Below are 25496 nucleotides of genomic sequence, written 5' to 3' on the forward strand. Positions count from 1 at the left end.
ACGGTTTGATTTTCTTAATAGAGCGATTATATATTCGGCAGAATTTTTCTAGCTCCCAGTATTAACCAAGTGCTCAGTACAAATGGCATCGTTAATGCAGGAAGCCCTAACGGCAGTAGCCAAATACTGACACTCGCCATAAGAGGGACTGTAATACATGCTGCGACTACCCCCGTAATAGGTGCATAGCGATTTTCTTTCGTATTATACACGACTGATACCGCTAAAATAGTCAAAATAGCGTTGTAGCCATATAACCCTAACAGGATCAACGTGTGTTCTCCAGCTAAAGCAAGAGCTGTAACACATGCAACGACGTTTCCGATGACCGCGTAGATGCCCATTTTCGTACTGGCCCAAAATACCGCAATGAATAATAAGAGACCTGGTATGGCTTCAGTAAGGAAAAAAATTTGACCGATTCCGTTGAAAGTGGATTGAAGTAGATTGATTTTACCTTCTATATGCAACTCCCAATTAGCTAAACTTTGAGGAGATAATGAATCGCTTAACTTGATACCTTCGAGCTTATACGATGCAAGCAGTGTAAACCAAGTGAGTAGGATAAATGGTAATGTTAAGATGGGGATGCCGACGTTCCCAAAGAAATACATGAGTGTAGCTGTAAATATCGCCGTGATCGCTGCTCCTACCAACGCGACAATCCAAGCAGTATGCCCGGTCAAAAATGTTTGCAATACTAGCCCAGTAAGCACAGAGTTATAGCTCATCAAACCCTGACGGATCAATGTTCGATCTGCACCGCCTATTTTTGCGACAAGCGTCCCAATCATGGCGGATAGTAATGCAATAATCCCTAATGAAAACGAAGAAACCGTAATAGCTAATAAAATTAGAAGACCTGTTATGGTGTTTTCGATATAAATGATTTGGGATATCCCTTTTAAAGATGCTTTAAGAAAAGCAGTAAAGATTCCTTCTTTCATCACTAGCATCGATTGATTTGCTCTTTTTTTGTCTCCCAAGTTCCCCACCTATTTCATTTACTTTAGTGATATACAGATTCAAAGGAATCGCAATATCCTGAAGTGTGTTAGTTGTCCTATTATCAAATTTTCTGCTAATGGCTTCGCTCTTATACAGTATATGTACCTTAATCGAACCCAATAGTGGAAATGTCTTTGGCATACGTCGATCTACCAAGCGGACGCGTTCTGCGGAATGGGCACTGATCCCACCAGTGTCGCCAGTTTCCACTTCGATCAACGAAATGTCTAGAGCTTTTATATAACCATCGCCCACGATTGCAGGATCATTACTTACGAGCAATTGCTTCGAATGTGATGATCTGGGTTGAATTAGTGGGATATTCACCGTGTTTGTAATCTGCTGAGATAACAATGTCTGCAAAACCAGCCTGTTCAAGAATCATCTTAAACTCTGCAACCCCATACCAACGAAGCGGGAACCTTTCTAACTCTGACTGTGTTAATTGCCCATGATTCCATTTTTCATATCGGTTATGAGAAATGATATACTGATTAATAAAGTCTATCTCCACTATTTTGCTTTCTAACGTGATCACTTCCTCATTCCGGACATCCCAAGTCCTTGTCGATACCTTACCAACCGCAAGATCAGTTTGCAAAAATATATCTACAATCAGCTTACCTCCATCGGAAAGATGCTTATGAAAGTTGTTCAGAGCACTAAGAGAATCCTCTCTTTTATGTAGCAATAAAAACGTTCCAGTCGGCACGATAATTGCCTCATATTCTGTATCCAAAGAAAAAGACTCCATCTTCCCTTCAAATAACTTCGGCTGCAGCCCTCTACTTTCACAGTTAGTACGGCAGATGTTTAACATTTCACTGGATCCATCAAAACCATCCACATTCAAACCTTTTTCTAGTAGCGGAATAAGAATCCGGCCTGTACCCACCCCGGGCTCAAGAATGTTCCCCTCAAAAGAAGCCAACCTTTCGCTGTAAAATTCAACGTCTCCAAATGACAGACCAATATACTTGTCTATATCATATACTTCTGAAGAAAGCTTATTATAATAACCCAACATATACCTTTCCCCTTTCTCTATCCTCACTATACATGGCTTTAGCGTAACAATAATTTATATATCTCTCGCATTCCTCTATTTTTATCGTATAGATCAGGAATACTTTGACTGGTGGGTTTGTCTATTCAACTTTCACTTCAAGCATTTTAGTCAGGATTTTTGCAACTTCAAACAGTCGTGAGCTTTAATTCATCAATTAAACATAAAGCCGCGATTGTGGCAAGGTTAGTTGTGACACAAATACCATACTTTTTCACAATACGATCTTTTTTTAAAAAGGTGAATTTTCCCTAGACTTCTTTTATACTACTAGTACATCAACGGAAAGGAATTACTTCATGATTACACAGTTTTTCTCCTACTACAAGCCACATCGGCGCTTGTTTTTAATCGATTTTTTCAGTGCCATTTTCGTAGCGCTCCTTGAACTAGCTTTCCCTCTCGCTGTTCAGTGGTTTATCGACGGACTTCTGCCGTCAGGAGATTGGAATCGAATTGTCACAGTTAGCTTTTTATTATTGCTCGTCTATTTAGTGAGTACGTTTCTTCATTATATTGTGAGTTATTTAGGGCACAAACTCGGAATTAACATCGAAACGGATATGCGCCGTGAATTGTTCGAACATGTGCAGAAGCAATCTTTCCGGTATTTTGACAATACAAAGACAGGCCATATTATGACCCGGATCACGACCGATTTATTTGATATCGGTGAACTGGCTCACCATGGACCTGAAGATGCTTTTATTGCGATCATGACAATTCTCGGTGCGTTCGGATTAATGTATACGATCAACCCCGAACTCGCTTTAATCGCCATCGTAATGGTGCCGCTGCTCGCAGTAGTCGTCTCCTTCTCGAATAAGAAGATGAATGCAGCGTGGCATAAAATGTATCAAAATATTGCGGAAGTGAATGGAAGAGTTGAAGATTCAGTATCCGGCTCACGCGTGGTGAAGTCATTTACGAATGAAGACTTTGAATTACGTCGTTTCCAAGAAGACAATGATCAGTTCCGCTTAGCTAAACTAAAAGCGTATAAAGTCATGGCTTGGGCTACGTCTTCGATGTATATGCTCACTCGCCTCGTCACACTCGTTATTTTAATTGTCGGTGCTTGGTTCACAGTGAATGATAAGTTAACGTATGGTGAACTAGTCAGTTTTATTTTATTTAGCAATATTTTAATTAAACCTATCGATAAGATTAGTGCATTGCTAGAATTGTATCCTAAAGGGATGGCGGGCTTTAGTCGATTCCGTGCGTTAATTAACCACGAGCCGGAGATAAAAGATGTGAAAGGTGCAAAAGTCGTCGAACAGTTACGCGGAGATATTACACTGAGTGACGTGACATTTGGTTACGACGCAGAGCGACCCGTTCTTCGTAATATTAACTTAACGATTCATGCTGGACAAACTGTTGCATTTGTCGGTCCTTCAGGCGCTGGAAAGACAACTATTTGTTCATTGATCCCTCGTTTCTATGAAGTCAATGAAGGTTCTATTTCGATTGACGGAATGGATATTCGAGAAGTGACGCAGAAATCGTTGCGCAGTCAAATCGGAATCGTGCAACAAGATGTTTTCTTATTCACAGGAACCATCCGTGATAATATTGCGTACGGTAAATTAGACGCGTCAGACGAAGAAGTAGTTGAAGCTGCAGAAAAAGCACATCTTACGGACTTGATCCACAGCATGCCGAATGGCTATGACACGCAAATTGGTGAACGGGGATTAAAACTTTCAGGTGGTCAAAAGCAACGCCTGGCCATCGCTAGGATGTTTTTGAAAAATCCACCCATTCTCATTCTAGACGAAGCGACTTCCGCACTCGATACAGAAACGGAACGCATCATTCAACAAGCACTAGAAGAATTAGCCGTTAATCGCACCACACTCATCATCGCGCATCGCCTTACAACGATTCGTAATGCTGACCAAGTCATCGTGATGACGGAAGATGGTATCGAAGAGCAAGGAACGTATGAACATTTATTACGACAAAATGGTACATTTGCTCAACTGCATCAGGCTAACCAAGTATAATAGAACATAAAAATACCTGTGTCGCAAACTACTATGTTTGTGACACAGGTATTTTTTACGTGGAATTTGATACAGTGTGTTTTGGACATCACTCCAAACGCATAGTCGTGATGCACGTGTTATCTCCTTCGAACGTAGTAATCTCGGACACAGTTTCTTTCGTGCCTTGTGTGATCGTTACAGTGAATCTGTCGTCACGCGGAAGCCACAAGTCGATAAATCCATTAGCTTCAGTTGTTTTGACTTCATCGAGTATTATATTACCTTCTGAATCTTCTATATACACATTGAAATCTTCCTCAACCAGTTCACCTTGACAGCCTGTTAGACTATGGATATCACAAGGGTGAGTAGTGTTAACGAATGGAGCAATCGATACAAAAAATTCATCTTCGGGAAGATCGTACGTTGTCACGTTTTCATCATCATCCGTGACAATTAGTTCAGACGATGTAATAGAAGCGGACGCAGCTACCTCATTTCTCACTGTGTAGTCGTTCACTAATTCTTTAATATCTACCGATTCCTGTGTTTCTTGAGTTTCCTGTGTTTTTTGCACTGTATTATCCGCATTTTCATTACTACAACCGACGGATAAAGCGGTAGTTAGTAGCAACATGGCCATCATTTTCCCTTTCATCTTTACACAACCTATTCTCTATATTTTGGTGCCTGTTTAAAAGAGCATACATTTCGAAAGAGCTGCGCGAAGCAACTCTCTCATTGGAATATTACTTTTCTGATAGCTCGTCTTCCACAACCCACTTATGGTTCTGTACTTCTTCTCCATCAGTTGTAGACGCGTAATCGATCATATAGACAGTCGTTTGCTCTACAGATTCAATTTCTGCTGTCGCGCCTTCCATCCCTTCCATATGATCGGTGAGTACAGTCACTTCAGTTTCCTTCTCTAGTGGAGCAGGTGCTGGATCTTCTAATTCTTCATGAACAACCCATTTATGATCTAACACTTTTTCACCGCCATCTGTCGGTGTATAGTTGATAGAATAAGCAACTGTATCAAATGCGCCAACAATCGTGGCAGTGGCTCCTTTCATGCCCTCCATATGGTCCGTTTCAATAATGGCTTCAGAGCCAACAGGGTACGTCGGGCTTTCGGCTTCTGCTAAGCCTTCAGGGATACTGCCATCGCTCGAATGGTCCATTCCTTCCATATCATTGTGTGAAGTTTCTTCACTTTTAACAGGCTCTTCTTCATTCGGCGTTGCCGCTCCGCATCCTGCAAGGACTAGAGCAAACGCTGCACTTATGGAAAGTACTTGTTTTTTCATCAGACTTCACTCCTTCATTATATTAATACTAGTATAACAATTCCTCATCGTTCTTTACGTTAAACCTTTAAACTCCTTAGAAACTCCTTAATTGTCCTTCTCATTTGAAAATTGAGAAGGACAGTGAGCATGAAACACTATGAATCTTGTATTTATGATTAGAGGTATCTGTTTCCATTGAAATTATAAAAAAAAACGCTAAAAATGAGATGATCAATCAATTCCTGTCACACTGCCACCCTTAGCCTATCTCTTCGTAATCTTAACGTCTTCAAGTGAACGATTCGGCCTGCCGCTGGGATGGTTATGGAAATACATTATAAAGGCTGTACTAGCAAAGAATTTAACAGTCCAATAATAACGGTCTTCTTATGAAGCATCTCAATTCATACGTTTAGATACATTAAAACAAAATGCTATATTTACTTATTGTCCATTACTATAGCTATTACGGACATCAAATTCTTCTGCGAAGAACATTAACCTAACAAACAACATGCCTATTGAGGCTGACTTATAGGCCGTAGCTTCTGCACTCTGTTCAAGAACAGGTATATCGACTAATTCTCTAATCCGACAAGCATCCAATTATCCCTTGACTTCCTGTGTTGCCAAAGGTCCGGTTCATTATAAATATAAACTGTTCTACAAGCAACTGTAATATTTTTTCACCGTAATTTTTGTAGCCGTTTCTCACACAAAGCTAGTATTGAGTGGCACTAGCTTTTATGTTCACTCTTTCCGCACCTGGTGGAATGATTTCCGTAGTAAAATAAACAAACGTTTTATAGCGGATTACTTTTTGAACCGTGGCGTCTCCTTTTTCGGTCATTTTTGCGATTACTGCATCATCCCAGTCCATCCTTATCAAATTGAACGCTGTGATATTTAACATTCCCCATGGATTTATACCTTCTTGTACCATGTATAGCGCTAACTCTTTCATCTTTTTTCATAAAATTGCCACGAAGCAGAGATAGCTTAATCTCAAATAACAGCACCTGTATCAACAGAACTATTAACATCAGACTTTAATTCAACCTTCATGGCTTTTAGAGCCGATTCAACACACTTAATTGCCTGATCCAAGTTCTGTATGACTTCTGCCTCTACCAGCACTATTTAAAACGCTTCTGATAGATTCCAATACGTCTGCTACCAATGAACTTCATCTTACTGTATTCTGTGGATAAGAATAATGCTTTTGATATCGGTTAACACTTCAACTTCTCTATTGCCATTCAACAGATAACACCGCAAAATTTAAGGGTGTGAAACATCCTTCCTTTTTTTAGTCAAATAGCGGATGAATGACTTGTTAGTACTCCTCTTTTCTCGATTAAATACCGCACATTCAAATAATTTACTAATCATTTGATACACCCATTTCATATTATTTTTTAGTTAGAAAAAGCTGACTGCATCCCGAAGGAATTAATCGACTTTTAAAATATATTCCGCATTTAAGCGGAAATACCATGTATGAAACTCTATCGCTCTGTTTACAGCAACTCTTTACTATTTATATTCAAAGAAGTTTCTGCCCCGTCTTGAGCTACATAAACAACGACTTCGTTTGTCAACATCCCTCGTTCTATTTTTTCAGCAGCAAGCACTTTATTATACTGTAATATACATTCTCCGAAATGTTTTTAAATCTAAATAACTACTTTTGACTCGATATCCTATTTAATAGTCCTAACGTAAATAATAGTAAGTCATTCCAGGGCTTGTACTAATCGAAATAATACATTGCCTGCATTTTCAATGTTTTTGGATGTACCGCACTCTTCTGAACAATAATTTTTACCTCCATCGTTTTTCATGAAAAACATAAACGTTTTTTAGGATAGTGGTATATGAATCCTATTATGTACCGGCATGCTTTGTAAGGATAGGTAGAGTTCTGATCTTCAGAAGTAACTCGCAAAATCCATACAACTTGTCCATCCAAATCAACGAGCTCGTGTTGTTGCGTGGTTTTCGTCAGTAATTACAGTTTGTTGTACTTCATGTAAGCTTTCCGTCATACTATTTTGTATAGGTTATCTACAGTATAAAAATGAACTATACATTGATGAGACGAGTTTAGCTGGATTACCAAAAAAGACATAGTGATTCTACCCAGAACCTCTATGTCTACACATTAAAGAATATGCGAGATACATATTAAACTATATTACTTTTATTTAATAATTGCTTCTTGACTTTAACCATAGATTTTCTAAACTCTTCTAGCTCACTTCCCAAAGGTTAGTTGGGTAAATTAGGCTTTATTGCACTCAGCATTACTGACATAAAAACTTCATCCTCCCACCATTTCTAACGTTTCTATATACCAGAGGGTCTACTAATACAACCCCAAGCATTTAATTTTATGTTTTTCACGTTCACTATCTCCTTGAATTAATTCAGTAACATTACCTTTTAGACATAGAATTCCTCTTCTTGATCATCATGTATATGTAAAGGACCAATGCAACCCGCGGGTATTACCATTGTATTGAGAGTGAAATTCTCTCCAGAAATAATATTAGAACCATTATTTGCCGTTGCCCCACGACCTATATACCTCATTTGTGCTCTATTGTATTTCGGTTAATCTACTATTAAAACTTTTACAAATCCAAATCCAAAGTCTTGTCTTCCAATTTAGCCACATACATTTTTTAACTTTTTCCTAATTTAGTATTATACAAAATCAGGTTTTATTTATAATTTAATATTAACGCTGCTTTTCTTTGTTAATAAAGATCTCAGACTCGTTTTATTATATGAAATTACGTAAGTAGATAATATATATAGAAATTAGAGCTACTTTACAGATTAAACTTGAGAGAGTCTTGAATACATAAATTTGTTTTAATTTTCATCAGAACTATTTATTAATCAAAATTAGTTATTTCCAGTGAGTTCATATCATTAAAAACACACCGTACAAACACCGTTCTTAGTTTATAATTAGAGTTTATCGTGGTGTTTCAAAATTTTAGTTATATTATAAATTAAAATATTGTAAATAAAAAAACTACTCGCGAGAGTAGCAATTTGTTATATTTTTAAAAACTAAGAAAGTCTATTGTTTTAATACAATCGCTATTCAATGTATAGTAGTAGCAATTAATATTCTCGCAAACTACCATTACGTTCTTAACTTGACCACCAAATTCAAAGCCACTTCATTAAAGTCAAATCATGAGACTAAATGATAGCCAAGCAAAGATCAGATCGCCTGCATTTCTGATTGATTCTGAACCTTTTTCTTAGCATCCTGAACTTCTTTATTTTCTGTTTTAAGCGTAAATAAGTAAGCGATGAACCCCAGAGCTGTGATAGCAATCAACATAATTAGCGACGGACCAAAGTCTCCTCCGTTAATGTCACGCATCCACCCCATCACATAACTGGAAAACCCTCCGAATATGTTCGTGAAACCCATGAGGCCCGCTGCACGACCAGCCGTTTCCGGTGTAGAAAATTGCACGATAAATAAGTTACTTAAATGAAAGATTCCTCCCAATGTCCCCATCGCAAGTCCTAATGCCAAAGCGGATATGATGGCGACCGAAACTTGAGTGGAAACCGTTAACAAGATTGCACAGGAAGCAAACAAGATTGTTGCTATTAAACTAGGGCGCTTCGTTTTATCTGCTAAATAACCACAGATTAGAACGAAACCAAGCGCAAACAACCAAGACAAGGATGTGATTCCCGTCATAGCATCTACATCAAAATTCCTGGCTTGCATTAAGTACGTTGGTAGCCAAATACTAATACCGAAAAATAAAAAAGAAGTGATCACCATACCAAACCAAACAATCCAGTAACGGGAATCTTGAACGTAACTTTTCTTCTTTTCTCCAGTAACCGGAGCATCATCCTGTCTTATGTACGACAATTCTTCTTTGCTGACGCCAGGATGGCTTTCTGGGTCATTTCTTGTTAAGAAGATCAACATCGGCATTACAAGAAGTAAGTTCAACCCAGCCAGTATAAAGAAAGTCGCATGCCAACTGAGCGTGGCAATGATCAATGAAATGAATACTGCACCAATGGCAGGTCCTGCATAGTTACCAGAAATCCAGGAAGACTGCGCGCGGCCCAATTCATTTTTATTGAACCAAGTAGCGATGAATTTTCCACAGACCGGGATCATCATCCCTTCCCCGATTCCTAAGAAAATCCGTGTCATCATGAACATGCCGTAGGTGGTGGCAAGTCCGCCTATCAGCATCGTCACTGTCCAAATCGAAACCCCAATGATTGCTGTTTTACGGGCTCCAAACTTGTCAATGAAGAATCCCCAAAAAAAGTTGGAGATTGCATATGCTACCATAAAGATAAAGGTTAAGAAGCCAATCTTCGCATTCGCATTGGCCCCTGTCATTCCAAGATCACTTAGAAATTGTGGATCAGTCTGGACAATGGAAATTCCCAATTTGTCTATTTGTCCGAAAAACCATAGAAAGAAAATAGGTGTCGCTATATAAAACCAACGTTTATTATTTTTAATTTTCATTTTGGTTCCTCCCATACTATTCTATTAAGGAACTTCGCAATTGGAGATCCTAAGCCCGTATACGATTCTCTTCGTTGAATTTAATTTTTGTTTACTAATCTACAATACCTGTCTATTACCAATAAACATATCGATTTCTTACATACAGTAGTAAGCGATCTAACCCATAACCAAAGAGTGAAATAAAAATTACGACTGCCAATACCTTGCTTTGAGATAAGGTCGCCGATAAATAAACGAGAAAATAACCGATACCATTATTCGAACTGATCATTTCTGTCAGTACGGCAATAACCACCCCTATTGGGAGCGCAATTCGAAAACCGGTAAAAATTGACGGTGCTGTCCCTGGCAGAAACACTTTCCAAAATAGCTTGCGATCGGTCGCCCCCATATTCTGACCAGACCAAACGTACAAATGATTTACACTTTTCGCACCGTAGTATGTACTTACTACTATAGGGAAAATGCATTCTAGAAAAATGGTGAATATTTTAGAGCCAGATCCTAACCCGAAAAGAAGTACAAATATAGGATATAAAGCCACTCTAGGTATAGGATAACCAGCTGTAAAAATTGGTTGCATCAGGTCATCAATAAATGATGACCGGCTCATTTGAATCCCGATTGGAATACCAACGATTGCTGCGAGGAAGAAACCCGCCAAGATTCGATAAATTGTAACTCCCATATTTGTCCATAGATCGCTTGTGGCAAGTAGCTCAACAAATACTAATAGAATTTCTCCAAGACCAGGAAATAACTGTCTTGGAAAAAGCTCTGCCAACACGAACCCCTGCCACAATAGAGCTATTAGTATTAACGCTAAATATTTCACAATAAAATCTTTTATCGCTTTCATATGCGTCCTCCCTCAATATCCTGGCGTCTATAGCGCTATAAAATTTCGCAACAATATTCAATCTACTATCGATTATGCCACCATAAGACCCGCTGCCTCAAACCGATTAACAATCGATCGAAAAGAAAACCTAACGCTGCGATAACTATGACTGCAGCGAGGACAATATCCGTACGGCCATATGCATCCGCATTCAAAATCATAAATCCTAAACCTTTACCAGTTGATGAACCAATCATTTCTGATGAAAACATCATGACAAAAGTTAACGCTAGAGCAACACGCCAACCGTCAAATATTTTGGGGAGTGCCGCTGGAAGGACAATCCGGGACAACATTTTGAACTTAGAAGCTCCCATATTTTCTGCTGACCACAGATAAAGTTTATTAATCCCTCGAACACCATCCAATGTCGCAATAAAACAAGGGAAAAAAGCACTTGTAAAAATAATCAGAATCCTTGTTATGTCTGTCACACCAAACCAAACTAAAAATACAGGAAGTAAAGCAATTTTAGGAATCGGATTAAAGAAAGATATGACAGGATCAAAAAATCGGCCAATCGGCTGGAAAAATCCTGCTAAGATCCCCAGGCCTGTTCCGAATAAAACAACTAGCAAAAATCCGACAATTGATCGATATAAACTGATTCCTATATGAGGAAATACTTCACCTGTCATAAAGAATTCACTAATAATTCCTAGAACAACTGCTGGGCTGGAGACATAGGTAGGAAACCAATCAGTCATTGACAATAGTTGCCATAAAGAGAAGAAAAAGAGAAGTTCCACTAAAGAAACAACTATAAAGCGACTTTTCTTTAAGCTACTCTGCATTGAATTGGCCTCCTATACTTTTCACATTTTCCTCCTCATGCAAAAGATCCCAAATATGATTCCTGTAATCAATAAACTCATAAGACTTACGTATCGATACATCACGGGGTCTTGGTAATTCAATTTTCAAGATTTCTTTAACTACCGAGGGACGCTTCGTCAAAACGACAACGTAATCACTTAAATAGACCGCTTCTTCAATATCATGTGTAACGAATATTACGCTTTTCTTCGATTCCGACCAGATCCTCTGAAGTTCCACTTGCATCGTCTCTCTAGTTTGGGAATCAAGTGCACCGAATGGTTCGTCCATAAGCAGCACTTTAGGGTCAAAAGCAAGCACTCTAGCAAGAGACACTCTCTGCCTCATGCCTCCCGATAACTCGGAAGGCAGATTATCTTTGAATTCCCAAAGTCCGACAAGCCTCAAAAAGTATTCTACTCGCTCCTTGATTTCACCCTTAGGAAACTTTTGTGCTTCCAAACCCCATGCCACATTGTCGTAGACCTTGCGCCAGGGGAACAGAGTCGACTCTTGAAACATCATTCCACGGTCTGGAGCAGGTTTCCCGACCTCTTCTCCCCGGACACTCACTACTCCGGAAGTCCTTTCAATAAAACCACCGACAATATGAAGGAATGTACTTTTTCCACAACCACTTGGACCGACGACACTGACAAATTGCCCTTCTTTTATATCCAAATCAATTCCTTTGATCGCTTCAATTTCTTCTCCTTTACGTTCAAAGACTTTACGCAGGTTGGATATTTTAATTGCGCTTTCTCTTGTACTCACTTCTTCCACTGGGCTTTCTTTCTCTTTTGTGACGACTACACTAAGATTCATTTCCAGCACCCCCATCCAAATTTCACCTATCATTCTTTAAAAAAATAAACACTGCATTTAATTTCCTATAAAAGAAGTGTCTATCAATGCATCTAGATCAACTTCTTTTTCGATCCAACCTTCTTTCAATAGAATCTCCTGTACAAAATCCCAACCTTCACGGTCGAACGAAACATCATTTAAACGGTGGTAATCTGTCAAGTTGAGATATGTTTTTGGTTCCGCTAACACAAACTCTGCATCTAGTAAAGTTTGACGAGCTTCAACTGTATTTTCAAGATAATATTGTGTCATGAACTGTAAATCTTCTACAAGCGCTTGTACAGCCTCTTGGTTCTCATCTATAAATGTAGGGTTTAAAAATAGATTAAGAAAATCTTCTTCTACCGGAACGCCGTCCTTAGAGTTGAAGACCGAATCCAAGTCACCTGAATTTACCGCCATGTCATAAAAAGGTTGAGGGAACATACCTACGTCAATTTTCCCACTTCTAACAGCTTCCTCCATTGCAGGGATCGGTAGTACTGCATAATTTATATCTTTATCTGGGTTTAACCCCGCTGCCCTGACACTTGATCGGACCCACATATCACTCGGAGATTTAAAATCTGGAATACCAACTGTTTTTCCTTTTAAGTCTGCTGCCGATTTATAGCCCGCTTCTTTTAATCCCATGAAAGTTGAATTAAATCCTTCATCCATGCTCTCTTTTGCTATATTAGCAACGACTTTCAGATCAACACCTTGCGCGACAGACATTATTGAAGCTCCCTGCCCCAATGTTCCGCCGTCTATTTGATTGGCACGATATGCGTTCAATCGATCCGTATTCGCACGGAACTGTTGAAGATCCAGTGTGTATTTCTCCCCATAATTGGGTGCCATATCAGACGCCACTTTGATCAGCCATAAGTTTTCTTCTGTCGCATAGCCCACGCCTAATTTAATTTCAACCGGTTTATCCACTTTTTTCCCCTCGGCAGACGCTTTTCCATCTTTTTGGTCATCAGAACCACACGCACCCAATAATCCGACCAGTAAGATCAAAACAAATCCAGCAATAAGTCTCTTCATTTTCATTCCCCCTATTTTCTATGTGATACTAGTGGAACCCCTAAATGTTTTGTAATAACCCTTCATTCTTTCTTAGGAACCAGTCTTCGTGTCTTCCTTTACTCTTTTAACAAGAGTTGTAATTAGTAAAACAGGTTGGGGACACGAATGCACAGTTCACCGTAAAATGATTATTCAGTTATCTATCCCTACAGTAAGTTCAGCAATTTGCTAAATATTTATCAAACTAGGAAAACTTTAAAAAAAATCTAGAATAACATAACATTAATAAATAGCCTTTAACCTATCGTAGAATGAAGTTCGGTTTCCTTTAGTTTGGGTTTAAGCTATATTTATTTGTCAAGGACAAAATGTGGATCTTTTACCTTTATGTTATCACCTATTTCAAAAGACATTAGATCTTCACCAATGACAATTTGGCCATCATATATCTTACTCGTTCTAACAGCCAAATTAGCCTCTGTATCAGTCAGACCATCAAGTAACACAATATGCGAATAGACGGCAAGTTTTGGACTTACTTTACTAAATACTTTTCCAGCTTCTTCAGGAGTCGTATGAAGGTCCAGGATTTTTTTAATAGACGGTGATTTATTATCCGGTCTAGCAGCTGCAACTTCATGAATAAGTAGGTCTGTCCCTCTAGCAAAGTCGATTAGGTTTTCGTTATATCGAGTATCGCCAGAAATTACTACGGAATGACCTTGGTAATTTACTCTGTAACCGAAACTCGGTTTAACCGGACCATGATCAACTAGAAAAGCTACAACTTCTATCCCTTTTTTCTCAAAAATTGTTCCTTGTTCAATATCATGTCCAACTGCATTCAGCCCACTTAAGGTTTCGTTCTGATTCTTTTTACGTACTTCCACATCGGCAATATAGGCTTCTTCTATTTTTCTTATCATATTTTTAGTTCCTTTAGGTCCCCACACCTCAAATGATGTTTCTCTTTTTCCAGCAGTAGGCAATGAACCCGTCAGCCAAACATCAGGAATTCCAATTGTATGATCGGAATGCAAGTGGGTTACAAACAATTTATTAACCCTTCCAGGTAACACACCAGTTTGACTTAGGCGCAAAGAAGCTCCTCTTCCAGCATCAAAAAGTAGCTTTTCCTCGCCAACTTCAACTAGCGTTGCCGGTCCAAATCGTTCCATACTTAAAAGAGGTGAGCCAGTTCCAAGGAGAGTTACTTTAAAATTACTTTTCTTTTTTTCTCCTGCCTGTTTCATCTGCTTCTCTACCGTTGCATAATTTTCACTAGGTTTCATTTCAACAGGTTCATTGCTATTAATTCCATCAGCCGATACACCTCTCTCTTGTTCAACGGTGGAGCCACATGCCCCTAGCATCCCTATTACCAATCCTAGGAATAGGCCCCTATAAAGTCGCATTATTTATTCTGCCCCCTAATATTCTTTTTCTGGTTAAATATCCGAGATGCATTTCGTTTTTGTGTCTTGATCGATAATTCATTTCACTTATTTCAATCAACATTCCTTTCTTCAAAATCAAACACCTCCTTTTGTAACCGTTTTCATATAAACCTAATTAACATACCATGCGCTATTCATTTTATATGTTTCGTATACAAAACATATTTTCACTGTTTCTATTATATAAATTTTACACTTTTCTGAATTTAATGTCAACAAGAAAATATGAAATAGTAATATAGCTTTCTAGTAAAACTCTACGTAAATTATCTCCTATTATTAGATCGGTTTTTGTAGTAATTGTTTCTTTAAAAAAGAGGTTGGATCGTTGATTCATCTCATCGATTTCAACTCTAGGTGGACAGTTTTTACTATAACTAAAACATTTTTCAAGCAGTAAGTCGATATTGTAAATAAAATATTATTTTAAATTGAATAGAAAATATATATTATAATAATCCCTATACACAATCCCAAATTTAAGTGCATAGATAGGGATAATACCTAATACAAAAAAGACGATATTTCGTTCGTTTCAGACCGAAATGTCGTCTTTTAAAATTGAGTGCACATGGGCGTATCGTAACACTAAGATCGTTTAACTTTAATTTTAATAAGATTAACGTTCAAGTGCATCATAAACCCTTCTTTAGTGTCCAAATAGGCATATTGCCCATTCAAATCCTAGCTTTGTTGAATGACATCCTAATCCTTTTTCGAAAGCCGGGTAACCTTTCCTTTAGATTGTCCAATTCCAAAGAAATATGGTGGATTCCTTCCACGTCCTTCTTCATATGCCCCTTCCAAATACACAGTTTTTTTCCTGATTGAATGAGCTCCACCTCAATTGTAGGTGCTTAAAAAATATGAATAACACGTCAGCCTCTGTCGCTACTCTTTTATGTGCTACTTGGGTCATTTTCGCTTCCCTGACTCAATATTCTAGAAACTTCAAAATTTAGCAAATCCCCTAAGCGAGCAGCAGACGCATTGATGTCTTCCACTACAAATGTAATTTGAGTGAAATCCCAAGAGTCAAACAGTGGCTCTGTAATAAGATCTCCAACTTATTTTAGGCTGTGACATCCCTCTTTCAAGCAATTTAAATACGTTTTTCAACAAGGTTTCTGAATCTAAATAGGCACAAAGTTCTTTATCACAGATGTAAATTCGCCTGACTGCAGAAACTGATAAACTCTTTTAGCCATAGATTTAAGACAAGTAGCAATTTTATCTACAACAAAACAAAGTGATGGAACCCTTCCCAATTCCACTCCAAATAATCCTATATCGTGCTTGGCTCATCGTCAACTTCCATTAGTTCGATTTGTATTGACAGTGTGTCAATGAAGATAAGCTTGCTCTGCGTATCTAAGTGTACTTCTTTATAAAACACTTGCGATTGGTCATGGCCTCCTCTCAAAAACCATTCAGGCTCCATCATGCCTAGCAACTTGCTGAATGATGATACGGCTTGATTTATATCCTTTACGATGTAAGCGATTTGTGCTATTGAATTGGCTCCAAGAGTTCATTTATTCGATACTGCAGTACCCTTCAGTAATCAATTTCGCCCTGGGACAACATATTATTAGAAAGCCGTACCAGGCATCCCTCTCACGCCAAGGCCTCCATCACTCTCAATGACAGTTCCTGTAATCGCCTTAGCGTTATCAGATGCCAATAGGACATAGGCGCCGTTATGATCACTTGCTTCCTGAGCAATTTGCAGTGGATTTCTACTTGCAATATTTTTCTTTCTCGCTTCCCTATCTATTTGCTTCACGCTATCTTGCAGGCATGGGATTGCAGTAATTTCTGTGACCGTTCCACCAGGTGAAACGCCATTTACTCTAATTTCAGGAGCCAACTCATAAGCCAACTCTCGGATAAGTCCTACAATTGCATGCTTACTTGCCGTGTAAATTGGGCCTCCGCCATTCGGATAAAACCCCGAATTGGAAACAGTGAAAATGATATTCCCTTTCGTTTTCCTCAGCTCTTCAGCAGTAGCTTTTGCCGCCAATAAGCCTCCTTTTACATTTATATCGAAAATTGTTGTAAACGCTTCGTCCAGATGCTCTTCTGGCAGTCGCTCCAATGCGACAAAGCCATCGAATACGCCTGCATTGGAAACTAATATATTCAGTTTTCCGAACTTCTCTACCGTTTTTCGGACAGCTTCTTGATGGCTTGAATATTTCGTTACGTCGCCTTTTACTGTTAAAATATCATCTTTAAATTCTTCTTGTAACGCATTCAGCTTCTTTTCTGACCTTCCCAAAATACAAACTTTAGCACCTTGATTTATATACTCCCTAGCGACTGCTTCTCCAATACCGTTCGTTCCACCTGTCACGATTGCAACTTTTCCATCCAATGATTTCATCACATTACACTTCCCTGCTATTTAAGTTAATCTACCATATAACAATTGTAGCTACCCTAATTTTAACGGGTAGCTACATAATTGAATGTCCATTTAATAACGCCTCAGCATAATTGAGTCGGGATTTTGAATTGCGCATGAGGCATACAAGAGGTAGGTCAAGCAGTTGTTGCGAAAGGACTTCACGAACTTAGACTACCTTCCCTAACTCTTTACATCCACCGGAAACTTCACATGATTTATTCGGGGGTTGCCCCCACTGAAATGGATACATTTTCAGCCTTCATCCCGCCACCTATAGAAGTAGGGGGACTTCTACTAAATCAAATTAAACAAAAATCGCCAAGTTTCTTGTCCCTAAGGATGTCTGATCTGCTAAGAACCAGCGTGATACTAACTTCCAATCACCATTTTCTTTACGGAGCACGTCTTTACGCTGACCTGAGATTAAGTCAGCAGTCGTGTCTGTACTTCTACTTCTATACAACAGCAAATTACTATGGACAGTCACTTCATTTTCCGACATTTCTTTGATCTTCACATTCGAAACATTCCTTCTTGTACGTGATGGTGGCAATTCAGCCCACGCCATATCTGTTTTCAAACGATCAATTCGAAGTTTCAAAGTTGTCGAATCATCGTCAAATAGCAAAGTTGCTTCTGAGTAATCAGGCTTTGACTCTTCCATTTGGTTAATTCTTAAAGGCATTGTATAACTGATTTCTTCTGACAACAATTCATACCAACCATCAAAATTCAATTCATCCAAAAGCTCCGATTCTTTATAAAGCCATTGCTCAATTTCATATTGCAGTATAATATTCTTATGCATCCCATTCACCTCTTATTCAGCGGTTATTTGATCAAGCCAATTTCTGAAAAATGCTCTGGAGTTCGCTTCATTAAATTTATCTTTATAAACAATACCAGGTCCAACGAAGTCTTCTACCTGATCTTGATGCATACCCATCGTGTAGTTAAAGACAATATTCTCTTGCAAATGATAAGGACTTTTACTGTTTTGCGTGATATCTGTAAAATTTTCTGTATCGTCTTGTTCGAAAATTCCAGATGCTCCGAACGTTAATGTAAAAGCTTGTTCTGATAATCTCTTCCATTCTTCTGTTGCATTCTTTTCAACAAGCACCCATGATGATATCTCCATGGAGTCTGGGCCTGTCGGCTTCCAAATACGAAGGGATGTTTGAGAGATTTTCTGCCCTTTTAAATCCATCGAAGATATGAGAATCATAATATTCGGAGAGACACAAACAATCATATTTTTCATCTGCTTCAAAATGTCGTATTGGTCTTTACTGAGTCGTTCTTTATATTCATCGATTAAGCTTTCAGGGAAAGCAAAACCGTCAGGGTTCGGCATACCTAGGTTCAATCCATGCCCATTCCCTGTATAAATCTGGTAACCATATTTTGAATAGTCCCCTGTCGGAACAAGACCTAATTTTGCAATCGAACCGTGAGACACCAATGTATGGTAAGAGTCTGAAATTGTATTGTCTGATCCTAGTTTCCAAGTGCCATCTACATTCCATTTTTGTGGAAGTCCTACAACTTCCATTTCTGCACGGTTAAATGCCAAGTCGAGATACCATTTAATATCTCCCAAAAATTCATCAAGGGAAACAGCATCAGCGTCAAGCGTCGCAAAGATCAAGTCTGCATAGACAGCATGACGAATTTCTTTTAAGCCCATTTTACTTTTGTCCATCGTATCGCCGTAAACGACTTTCTGGAACGGAATTCCGATCAAGTCACCAGTGTTTTTAAAGTTGAACCCATGGTAAGGACACGTAAAGTTTTTTTGATTTCCGTTGTCCATCCGACAAAGTTTCATACCGCGGTGTGTACAAACATTTAGCAACACATGAATTTCACCATCTGCACCATGTGTTACGATGACGCTTTGTCCGCCCATTTCACGTGTTACAAAATCTCCTTTGTTCGGAATTTCCGACTTATGGGCGACAAATAGCCAGTCCCTTAAGAAGATTTTCTCCATTTCAAGCTCATAAACTTTTGGGTGTGAGAAAATATAAGATGGAATCAAGCCTTCTTCAGGCTTGACTGTATCTTTTAAGTATTGAATTAATTCACTTCTCGTCATTTCGTCCAGCCGTGGAACTTGTTTAGTGCTCGTAGTAGTCATACAAACGACCTCCTTATTTTTATAAGCCAACCTTTATAGTGGATTGCAACTTTTTCAATGTACCTAGCACACTTAATGCGGCTAACATACTCGTGTTAGGGTTTGTACGCATCGGTTCATTTTCAATTTGAAACGTCATAGAACCAAAGGTACCTTCCGCTTGAATTTGATGATGATTTTTCGTCACTCTCGAATCAGCAATAATCTCAACCTTCGTATTTTTCACTCCAATCCCAGCGAGTGATAATACAATCGAAACGTTGATATTTTTGGGGAATTTTTCAATCGCTTCTGCAGCTGATCCTTGAAAAATCACTTTTTCCCCTACGATGTCTTCTCCAAATGATTGGGCCGGTTTCCTCGTTGTTAATAAAACCTTTTTCAATTCTCCTAATCCATTTGCATTTTGAATTGCGTCTATTCCTCCAATTGCACCAGACGGTAAATATATTGAGCGTTTGTGTTTTTTTCCCAAAAGTTTAACTTCTTCTAAAAACGCCTCATTAGCTAGTGCTCCGATACTAATGATGATCACTTCTTTTTTCTCAAGAACCCTTGGAACGTACTGATGAGCCGTTGCTATATTGGCTGCTTCCACCACGATATCTATATCGGATTCAAGGAATTGATCGATATCATCGAACAACTGGACTCCGTAATCAGTAGCGAGCTGTTCATATTTTTTAAAGTTGCGGACAAATAAGCTTTTCACTTTCAAATCGCCCAACTGCATTCGTTGTATTTCTTTCATGATGAATGTCGCAATAGAACCGGCTCCGATAATACCTATGTTCATTTAGACAACTCCTTATTCTGCAAATCCATATGAATCAGTAAAATGTTCAAAGCCGCCAAATTCTGTTACGCTCGATAGACCGCTTTCTTTGATACCAGGAAAATCGAGGCGTAAATCTTTGAAAATCGTATGATTGTTAAAGAATATGGCGCCAGCTTCGATACGATCAGCCAACCGTTTTGCTGCATCAATATCAGTTGTCCAAATGGACGCCCTTAAGCCATATTCCGAATCATTCGCATAATTGATTACTTGCTCGGTATCATTGAACGGCATCACCGGGATGACAGGACCAAATTGCTCCGCTCTCATGATTTCACTATCCTGCTGGACATTTGTAACGATGGCTGGAAGCATGAAATATCCATCTTCCCATGTATCCTCGTTCAGTTTTCTACCAAAGTAATGTACTTTGGCACCTTCTTTTTCTGCACGGTCAATTAAATCTTTCACGAAACGAAATTGAGATTCATTATTCAGTGGGCCCATTTTGACATCCGGTTGGATCCCGTTTCCAACAATTGTTTTGTTAAATTCTTCGCTTAGTTTATCTAACAACTCTTCGTATCGTGATTCGTGGACATAAATGCGCTTAATGGCAGAACATACTTGCCCAGCGCCTTTCAAAACTCCATTTCTTAACTTTTGGATTGTTTCCTTGTTTAAATCAGCATCGGCCAATATAATGGCAGGGTCATTACCACCCAGCTCCATATTCAATTTCTTCAAAGTGCATGAGGACTTTTCCATTAATATTTTCCCTGTACTTGTGCCACCTACAAACGCAATTGTCCGGACTCGTTCGTCCTTCGCGATTCGATCGCCAATTAGACCACCCGAACCTGTCACAACGTTCAATACCCCTGGAGGTAGACAGTCAGCTAGCTCTTTCATGAAAACCATAATCGTCAATGGACAATCTGTAGCAGGTTTGAAAACGACTGTGTTTCCTGTTAAAATAGCCGGTATGACGCGCTTAAACGTTAAGATCATCGGAGAATTCCATGGGGTGATAATTGCCGTCACACCTCTCGGACGTCTCCGCACTTCGACCTGTTGGGCCTGTCCGGACAGATCTCTAGGCTCATACCAGTTTTTCAGGTTTTCTGGCATCTCATTTAAAATTTGTACACATCTTTGAATATCTAACTTGCCTTCTTGCAAAGTTTTACCATTTTCTCTGACAAATAAAGTCGTATATTCATCAACACGATCTTTCACACGCGCCCATACTTGGTGAACACGCTCAATCCGTTCATCCAATGATGATTGCGACCATGTTGGATACGCATCTGCCGCTGCCGTAATCGCCCGATCTACATCCTCTTCGGATGCCAGTCCGATAAAACCGACGACTTCACTTGTGACGGCAGGATTGATGACGTCTTTGTGCTTATCTAATGATATCCATTCACCGTTCACTAATATCTTTCCTGAAATTTGCAAAGTTGCTTCCGTTTTATAGACCAAATTGTCTCCCTCATTTCCATTGAACAATCTTATTTTATTTTTTTCGGTTGAAATGACGAAGCAACACCCGGAGGCCCACCGAATGGTTTAGCCATCGGTCCGACTGCTTCCATATCGACAACAATCAAAGTCATCTTATTCGACTCTGTTGCGTTCTCCAATGCTTGGTCAAATGCATCGGGAGATTCTACTCTCATTGACTCTATCCCCATCGAATGTGCCAGCTGTACAAAATCTGGACTGACTAAATCGACACCGACTTGACGGCCGTATGCTGCGTCTTGAATATTACGAAGTACACCGTAACCGTTATCATCAAACACAAGGATGATCATTGGAAGGTTCTCTTGGACTGCTGTTGCAAGTTCACCAATGTTGACCATGAAGCCGCCATCTCCTGCTAATACGACAACCCGCTTATCAGGGTTCGCTTTTTGTGCGCCGATACCTGTCGGTAAAGCTTGGCCAATTCCGCCTCCCGAGGCATGAATGGAATGGCGAGGTTTATAAATTTCGAACAATCGGCTTCCCCAAACGTTCGCTGGAATAGTGACATCTCTTACAAAAATCGTTTCTTCATCCAGTCTGTTTCTCATACTATCCAAAATATTTTCATAAGGTCCTAATGTTTTGCGAAGTTGAGTCCTGAGTGTTTCACGCAACTGTCTGACTTCTTCTCCATAATCGTTACCACGCTTTGTGTAATCGCTTGCATTCATTTGTGAGGCGAGACTTTCCAAGACTATTTTAATATCCCCGACCAACCCGTACTTAGCCTCATAATTTCGACTGATCGCCAAATAATCGGCATCGATCGTAATATGGTTTTCCGGCACTTCAACTGACCAGCCGGAAGTTTCATTACTCCGGAAACGTACACCGACGCTAATAAGTAAATCGGCATTTGCCAAAAACTGTTTCGTTTCAGGAGACGCACCAAAATGTCCAATACATTGCGGATGATCTTCCGGAATAATCCCTTTAGCTGATTGGCTCGTAATGACAGGAGCGCCCGTCATTTCCGCCAACCGTCTGATTTGTTCGGAAGCGCCTGATAAAATTGCCCCGTTACCAACCCATAATACTGGCCGCCTTGCTTCTTTAATCGTCTGCACGACAGCTTCAGGTACAATGAATGTTTCTTGTGTTAAATGACCAGATACCAATTCATCGTAAATCGGAGTATCCCGAATAATGGCTGATTGATAATCAATCGGTATTTCAACACTTATTGGCCCTGACGGTGCTTGGAATGCTTCCTTGATTGCTTTACGGATAAATCCTGTCGCCTGCTCGGGAACTTTTAATTGATAAGCCTTTTTACAAGCCCCCTCCATCATTTGGAGCTGATTTTTGCACTCGTGGATATAACCTCTACCTGTCCCAATCTGTTCAGAAGAAACTTCACCGGTTATATGTAATAGTGGGACGCCAGCACTCCATGCTTCCACCAAAGAACCTGCCGCATTTCCTGCTCCTGTACCAGTGCTCGTAATCGCCACACCTAGCTTGCCAGTGGATCTTGCATGTCCGTCAGCCATATTCACTGCGCCACTCTCTCCACGTGCACAAACTAATTCAATACTTCCTTCACGTAAAATCGCATCATAAATCGGCATATTGTGAATACTCACGATACCGTAAGCGGTTTCAACCCCCGCATTGACTAATTCTCTTACGATTGCATCTGCGACCGTAAACTGCTCTTGTATATTATCCACCCCAAGTCCCCCTTGTCCTATAAAACTTTACTTAACCCACCCGATACTTCTATATTTGCGCCTGTAACATAGCTGGCACGTTCCGAAGCTAAAAATAAAATAACATTTCCGACTTCTTCAGGTAAACCGACCCGAGCGAGTGGGATTTTTCTATTTTCCGCCAACTCTTTGTAATACACTTCCGGATCTACATCTGGTGCACGTTCCAATCTTCTCCGTTCCCATTGATCCGTTTTGATTAATCCGAGGCTAATTGTATTGATAAGTATATTATCTTTTGCCAACTCATGCGATAAGCTTTTCGTTAAATTCAACAATCCTGCTCTCGTTGCGGCAGTTGCAACCATATGGGGCTCCGGCTCTTTTGAAAGTGTTGCGTTCATATTGATAATCCGGCCTTCTCCTTGTGCTTTCATGAACGGAACAACTGCTTGGATCGCGTAAATGATTGCAAAATATTTCAGATTGATTTGTTCTTGCCATTGCTCATCGGTAATGTCGAAGAAGTGTGACATAATACTCCGTCCCGCATTATTGATGAGCACGTCTATTCTTTGAAAATGTTCACCTATCGCATTGATGAAAACTTCTACGTCTTCACGTTTAGAAACATCGCATGTCATGCCGAATAGATTATCCCTGTTTGAATCGTCCGTCAACTTTTCGATTGCTTGATTTAAGCGATCTGAGTTTCGGCCACAAATAGCGACTTTCGCCCCTTCTTCCAGTAGCATCCTCGTTGTTTCAAAACCGATGCCCGCTGTGCCGCCCATGACGACAACGACTTTACCTTTTAAATTTAACTCCATCTTTCCCAGCCACCCCTTTTATCCATCACTTCGTATTTACTAAAGCCCAACCGGGATCTCGCTCTCCCGCCATTTTCGCTCTAGTCTCCGGCGAAGGAGGTCCTGCAATTCCCCATCTGTCGGATAAATGTGGTACACGCTTCCAAACTTGCGCACGCCACGTTTTTTTATCTTCAATCACATCTACATAACATGTGTACTCCATGACAAATCCGCCTGGATCTTGGAAATAACAGAAGATATTATTGCCTGGTCCGTGTCTTCCCGGCCCCCAGATTTCTTTGTACCCTTTCTTACGGACATTGCTGATGCCACGCATTACTTCATCGACACCTTCCACTTCATAGGCGATATGGTTGACCGATGCATGCCCCGCCTGGTTGAATGAAATTTCATGGTGATTTTTATCGCACCGAAGGAACACCATTTGATCTTCACTCCAATCTGAAACCATAAAGCCGAGCACTTCAGTGAAAAAATCCGTCGACCGCTGGATATCAGTTGTGTTCAGGACGATATGGTTCAAGTAGAGCGGATTTGATTCGACTTTTCTTTGCCATGGCTCTGTATGGATATCTACCCAGGTGGATAGTTCAAAGCAACGATTTTCATAGTCTACGAAGCGGAGGCCATAACCGCCACCCACTTCGTCCAGAAAGCCCGGCTGTTGAATGATCTCAACGCCTTTTTCCTTCAAAAAGATCGCTGCTTTGTCTACCGCTATTTTGTCTACCATTCCAAATGCAATATGGTGGAGACCTCTTCTTTCACCTCTTTGTAAATGAAGAATATGATGTTCAGGACTTGAACCGCGGAAATATACATGATTGTCATCTTGCGAGACAACGTCTAATCCCCACACATCTCTATAAAATTCGATTTGTTCTTCTAGGTTAGGTGTTATTAAACTTATGTGACGTAAATGTGTTATTTCAAGCATTGCGTTTCCCACCTCTCCAATCTAACTTAATTAAATGACATAGAATCATAAATTTTAACTCAAGCAAGGTTATACAATTTTTCTCGTTTCGTATAGGAAACATTGTTTCATCTAATAATATTAATCCTATCGTAGTCTTGCATTTTTGTCAATTGAATTTTCAGACTTATCTATAATTAATATAAACTCAGTAACTAGGCACAGCTATAATTTGCTGAAAGACGTAAATAGAGTCTATGCCTAGAAGAG

General features: G+C 39.6%; 22 protein-coding genes. 1 reads left to right on the forward strand and 21 read right to left on the reverse strand.

Annotated features, from left to right (window positions below; genetic code table 11):
• Nucleotides 1-26: 26 nt before the first annotated feature.
• Complete coding sequence (locus SporoP17a_RS01255; RefSeq protein WP_237262355.1) at nucleotides 27-986, reverse strand: urea transporter; 960 nt, start codon at nucleotides 984-986, stop codon at nucleotides 27-29.
• Between the two features lie 290 nt (nucleotides 987-1276).
• Nucleotides 1277-2035 (reverse strand): class I SAM-dependent methyltransferase, encoded by a 759-nt coding sequence (locus tag SporoP17a_RS01260; RefSeq protein ID WP_083031262.1) that lies wholly within the window; start codon nucleotides 2033-2035, stop codon nucleotides 1277-1279.
• 338 nt (nucleotides 2036-2373) lie between these two features.
• Between SporoP17a_RS01260 and SporoP17a_RS01265 the strand changes: the two genes are divergently transcribed.
• Nucleotides 2374-4086 carry an ABC transporter ATP-binding protein gene (locus SporoP17a_RS01265; RefSeq protein WP_083031264.1) on the forward strand — a complete coding sequence of 571 codons (1713 nt, stop codon included), beginning with the start codon at nucleotides 2374-2376 and terminating at the stop codon, nucleotides 4084-4086.
• Nucleotides 4087-4174: 88 nt separating this feature from the next.
• Here SporoP17a_RS01265 and SporoP17a_RS01270 read toward each other — a convergent pair whose 3' ends face one another.
• The 19 genes from SporoP17a_RS01270 to SporoP17a_RS01365 all read right to left on the reverse strand — a co-directional run bounded on the left by SporoP17a_RS01270 (nucleotide 4175) and on the right by SporoP17a_RS01365 (nucleotide 25247).
• Nucleotides 4175-4726 (reverse strand): CueP family metal-binding protein, encoded by a 552-nt coding sequence (locus tag SporoP17a_RS01270; protein ID WP_083031266.1) that lies wholly within the window; start codon nucleotides 4724-4726, stop codon nucleotides 4175-4177.
• 91 nt (nucleotides 4727-4817) lie between these two features.
• A complete protein-coding gene (locus tag SporoP17a_RS01275; RefSeq protein ID WP_083031268.1) occupies nucleotides 4818-5378 on the reverse strand; it encodes a YdhK family protein in 561 nt (186 codons plus the stop codon).
• 246 nt (nucleotides 5379-5624) lie between these two features.
• A complete protein-coding gene (locus SporoP17a_RS17275) occupies nucleotides 5625-5696 on the reverse strand; it encodes a JAB domain-containing protein (protein ID WP_083035820.1) in 72 nt (23 codons plus the stop codon).
• Between the two features lie 385 nt (nucleotides 5697-6081).
• Nucleotides 6082-6303 (reverse strand): hypothetical protein, encoded by a 222-nt coding sequence (locus SporoP17a_RS01285; protein ID WP_083031271.1) that lies wholly within the window; start codon nucleotides 6301-6303, stop codon nucleotides 6082-6084.
• 2298 nt (nucleotides 6304-8601) lie between these two features.
• Nucleotides 8602-9897: an MFS transporter gene (locus tag SporoP17a_RS01295; RefSeq protein WP_083031274.1), complete on the reverse strand. Its 1296-nt coding sequence runs from the start codon at nucleotides 9895-9897 to the stop codon at nucleotides 8602-8604.
• A gap of 115 nt (nucleotides 9898-10012) precedes the next feature.
• Nucleotides 10013-10759: an ABC transporter permease gene (locus SporoP17a_RS01300; protein ID WP_083031288.1), complete on the reverse strand. Its 747-nt coding sequence runs from the start codon at nucleotides 10757-10759 to the stop codon at nucleotides 10013-10015.
• 65 nt (nucleotides 10760-10824) lie between these two features.
• Complete coding sequence (locus SporoP17a_RS01305) at nucleotides 10825-11595, reverse strand: ABC transporter permease (RefSeq protein WP_083031291.1); 771 nt, start codon at nucleotides 11593-11595, stop codon at nucleotides 10825-10827.
• Entirely contained in the window at nucleotides 11585-12442 is an 858-nt protein-coding gene (locus SporoP17a_RS01310; RefSeq protein ID WP_083035821.1) for an ABC transporter ATP-binding protein, read from the reverse strand. Before SporoP17a_RS01310 ends, SporoP17a_RS01305 begins: the two co-directional genes overlap by 11 nt.
• A gap of 57 nt (nucleotides 12443-12499) precedes the next feature.
• Nucleotides 12500-13516 carry an ABC transporter substrate-binding protein gene (locus tag SporoP17a_RS01315; RefSeq protein ID WP_167693354.1) on the reverse strand — a complete coding sequence of 339 codons (1017 nt, stop codon included), beginning with the start codon at nucleotides 13514-13516 and terminating at the stop codon, nucleotides 12500-12502.
• A gap of 332 nt (nucleotides 13517-13848) precedes the next feature.
• Nucleotides 13849-14913, reverse strand: coding sequence for an MBL fold metallo-hydrolase (locus tag SporoP17a_RS01320; RefSeq protein WP_083031297.1), 1065 nt, complete (start codon nucleotides 14911-14913; stop codon nucleotides 13849-13851).
• Nucleotides 14914-16240: 1327 nt separating this feature from the next.
• A complete protein-coding gene (locus SporoP17a_RS17280) occupies nucleotides 16241-16408 on the reverse strand; it encodes a hypothetical protein (protein WP_420542191.1) in 168 nt (55 codons plus the stop codon).
• A gap of 138 nt (nucleotides 16409-16546) precedes the next feature.
• A complete protein-coding gene (hcaB, locus tag SporoP17a_RS01330; RefSeq protein WP_083031302.1) occupies nucleotides 16547-17344 on the reverse strand; it encodes a 3-(cis-5,6-dihydroxycyclohexa-1,3-dien-1-yl)propanoate dehydrogenase in 798 nt (265 codons plus the stop codon).
• 328 nt (nucleotides 17345-17672) lie between these two features.
• The gene (locus SporoP17a_RS01335; RefSeq protein WP_083031305.1) at nucleotides 17673-18176 is read right to left on the reverse strand and encodes an aromatic-ring-hydroxylating dioxygenase subunit beta; all 504 of its coding nucleotides are present in this window, start codon (nucleotides 18174-18176) and stop codon (nucleotides 17673-17675) included.
• Between the two features lie 12 nt (nucleotides 18177-18188).
• A complete protein-coding gene (locus SporoP17a_RS01340) occupies nucleotides 18189-19511 on the reverse strand; it encodes an aromatic ring-hydroxylating oxygenase subunit alpha (RefSeq protein WP_083031308.1) in 1323 nt (440 codons plus the stop codon).
• 19 nt (nucleotides 19512-19530) lie between these two features.
• Entirely contained in the window at nucleotides 19531-20307 is a 777-nt protein-coding gene (gene nadX / locus SporoP17a_RS01345) for an aspartate dehydrogenase (protein WP_083031311.1), read from the reverse strand.
• A 12-nt stretch (nucleotides 20308-20319) separates the two neighbouring features.
• The gene (locus SporoP17a_RS01350; RefSeq protein WP_237262356.1) at nucleotides 20320-21777 is read right to left on the reverse strand and encodes an aldehyde dehydrogenase family protein; all 1458 of its coding nucleotides are present in this window, start codon (nucleotides 21775-21777) and stop codon (nucleotides 20320-20322) included.
• Nucleotides 21778-21806: 29 nt separating this feature from the next.
• Nucleotides 21807-23498: a thiamine pyrophosphate-binding protein gene (locus tag SporoP17a_RS01355; RefSeq protein ID WP_237262358.1), complete on the reverse strand. Its 1692-nt coding sequence runs from the start codon at nucleotides 23496-23498 to the stop codon at nucleotides 21807-21809.
• 17 nt (nucleotides 23499-23515) lie between these two features.
• On the reverse strand, nucleotides 23516-24307 hold the full coding sequence (locus SporoP17a_RS01360) for an SDR family oxidoreductase (RefSeq protein ID WP_083031328.1): 792 nt from the start codon (nucleotides 24305-24307) through the stop codon (nucleotides 23516-23518).
• Nucleotides 24308-24332: 25 nt separating this feature from the next.
• Nucleotides 24333-25247 (reverse strand): VOC family protein, encoded by a 915-nt coding sequence (locus SporoP17a_RS01365; RefSeq protein ID WP_083031330.1) that lies wholly within the window; start codon nucleotides 25245-25247, stop codon nucleotides 24333-24335.
• Nucleotides 25248-25496 lie beyond the last annotated feature (249 nt).

Origin of the sequence: Sporosarcina ureae, from assembly GCF_002082015.1 — a bacterium.
GTDB lineage: Bacteria > Bacillota > Bacilli > Bacillales_A > Planococcaceae > Sporosarcina > Sporosarcina ureae_A.

What these genes read in the sequence shown, in the direction of transcription:
- SporoP17a_RS01310 (WP_083035821.1), bottom strand. Translation starts at nt 12,442, where the DNA reads ATGAATCTTAGTGTAGTCGTCACAAAAGAGAAAGAAAGCCCAGTGGAA.
- SporoP17a_RS01275 (WP_083031268.1), bottom strand. Translation starts at nt 5,378, where the DNA reads ATGAAAAAACAAGTACTTTCCATAAGTGCAGCGTTTGCTCTAGTCCTT.
- SporoP17a_RS01285 (WP_083031271.1), bottom strand. Translation starts at nt 6,303, where the DNA reads ATGGTACAAGAAGGTATAAATCCATGGGGAATGTTAAATATCACAGCG.
- SporoP17a_RS01335 (WP_083031305.1), bottom strand. Translation starts at nt 18,176, where the DNA reads ATGCATAAGAATATTATACTGCAATATGAAATTGAGCAATGGCTTTAT.
- SporoP17a_RS01360 (WP_083031328.1), bottom strand. Translation starts at nt 24,307, where the DNA reads ATGGAGTTAAATTTAAAAGGTAAAGTCGTTGTCGTCATGGGCGGCACA.
- SporoP17a_RS01315 (WP_167693354.1), bottom strand. Translation starts at nt 13,516, where the DNA reads ATGAAGAGACTTATTGCTGGATTTGTTTTGATCTTACTGGTCGGATTA.
- SporoP17a_RS01260 (WP_083031262.1), bottom strand. Translation starts at nt 2,035, where the DNA reads ATGTTGGGTTATTATAATAAGCTTTCTTCAGAAGTATATGATATAGAC.
- SporoP17a_RS01305 (WP_083031291.1), bottom strand. Translation starts at nt 11,595, where the DNA reads ATGCAGAGTAGCTTAAAGAAAAGTCGCTTTATAGTTGTTTCTTTAGTG.
- nadX (WP_083031311.1), bottom strand. Translation starts at nt 20,307, where the DNA reads ATGAACATAGGTATTATCGGAGCCGGTTCTATTGCGACATTCATCATG.
- SporoP17a_RS01295 (WP_083031274.1), bottom strand. Translation starts at nt 9,897, where the DNA reads ATGAAAATTAAAAATAATAAACGTTGGTTTTATATAGCGACACCTATT.
- SporoP17a_RS01320 (WP_083031297.1), bottom strand. Translation starts at nt 14,913, where the DNA reads ATGCGACTTTATAGGGGCCTATTCCTAGGATTGGTAATAGGGATGCTA.
- SporoP17a_RS01265 (WP_083031264.1), top strand. Translation starts at nt 2,374, where the DNA reads ATGATTACACAGTTTTTCTCCTACTACAAGCCACATCGGCGCTTGTTT.
- SporoP17a_RS01340 (WP_083031308.1), bottom strand. Translation starts at nt 19,511, where the DNA reads ATGACTACTACGAGCACTAAACAAGTTCCACGGCTGGACGAAATGACG.
- SporoP17a_RS01300 (WP_083031288.1), bottom strand. Translation starts at nt 10,759, where the DNA reads ATGAAAGCGATAAAAGATTTTATTGTGAAATATTTAGCGTTAATACTA.
- SporoP17a_RS01270 (WP_083031266.1), bottom strand. Translation starts at nt 4,726, where the DNA reads ATGAAAGGGAAAATGATGGCCATGTTGCTACTAACTACCGCTTTATCC.
- hcaB (WP_083031302.1), bottom strand. Translation starts at nt 17,344, where the DNA reads ATGAAATCATTGGATGGAAAAGTTGCAATCGTGACAGGTGGAACGAAC.
- SporoP17a_RS01365 (WP_083031330.1), bottom strand. Translation starts at nt 25,247, where the DNA reads ATGCTTGAAATAACACATTTACGTCACATAAGTTTAATAACACCTAAC.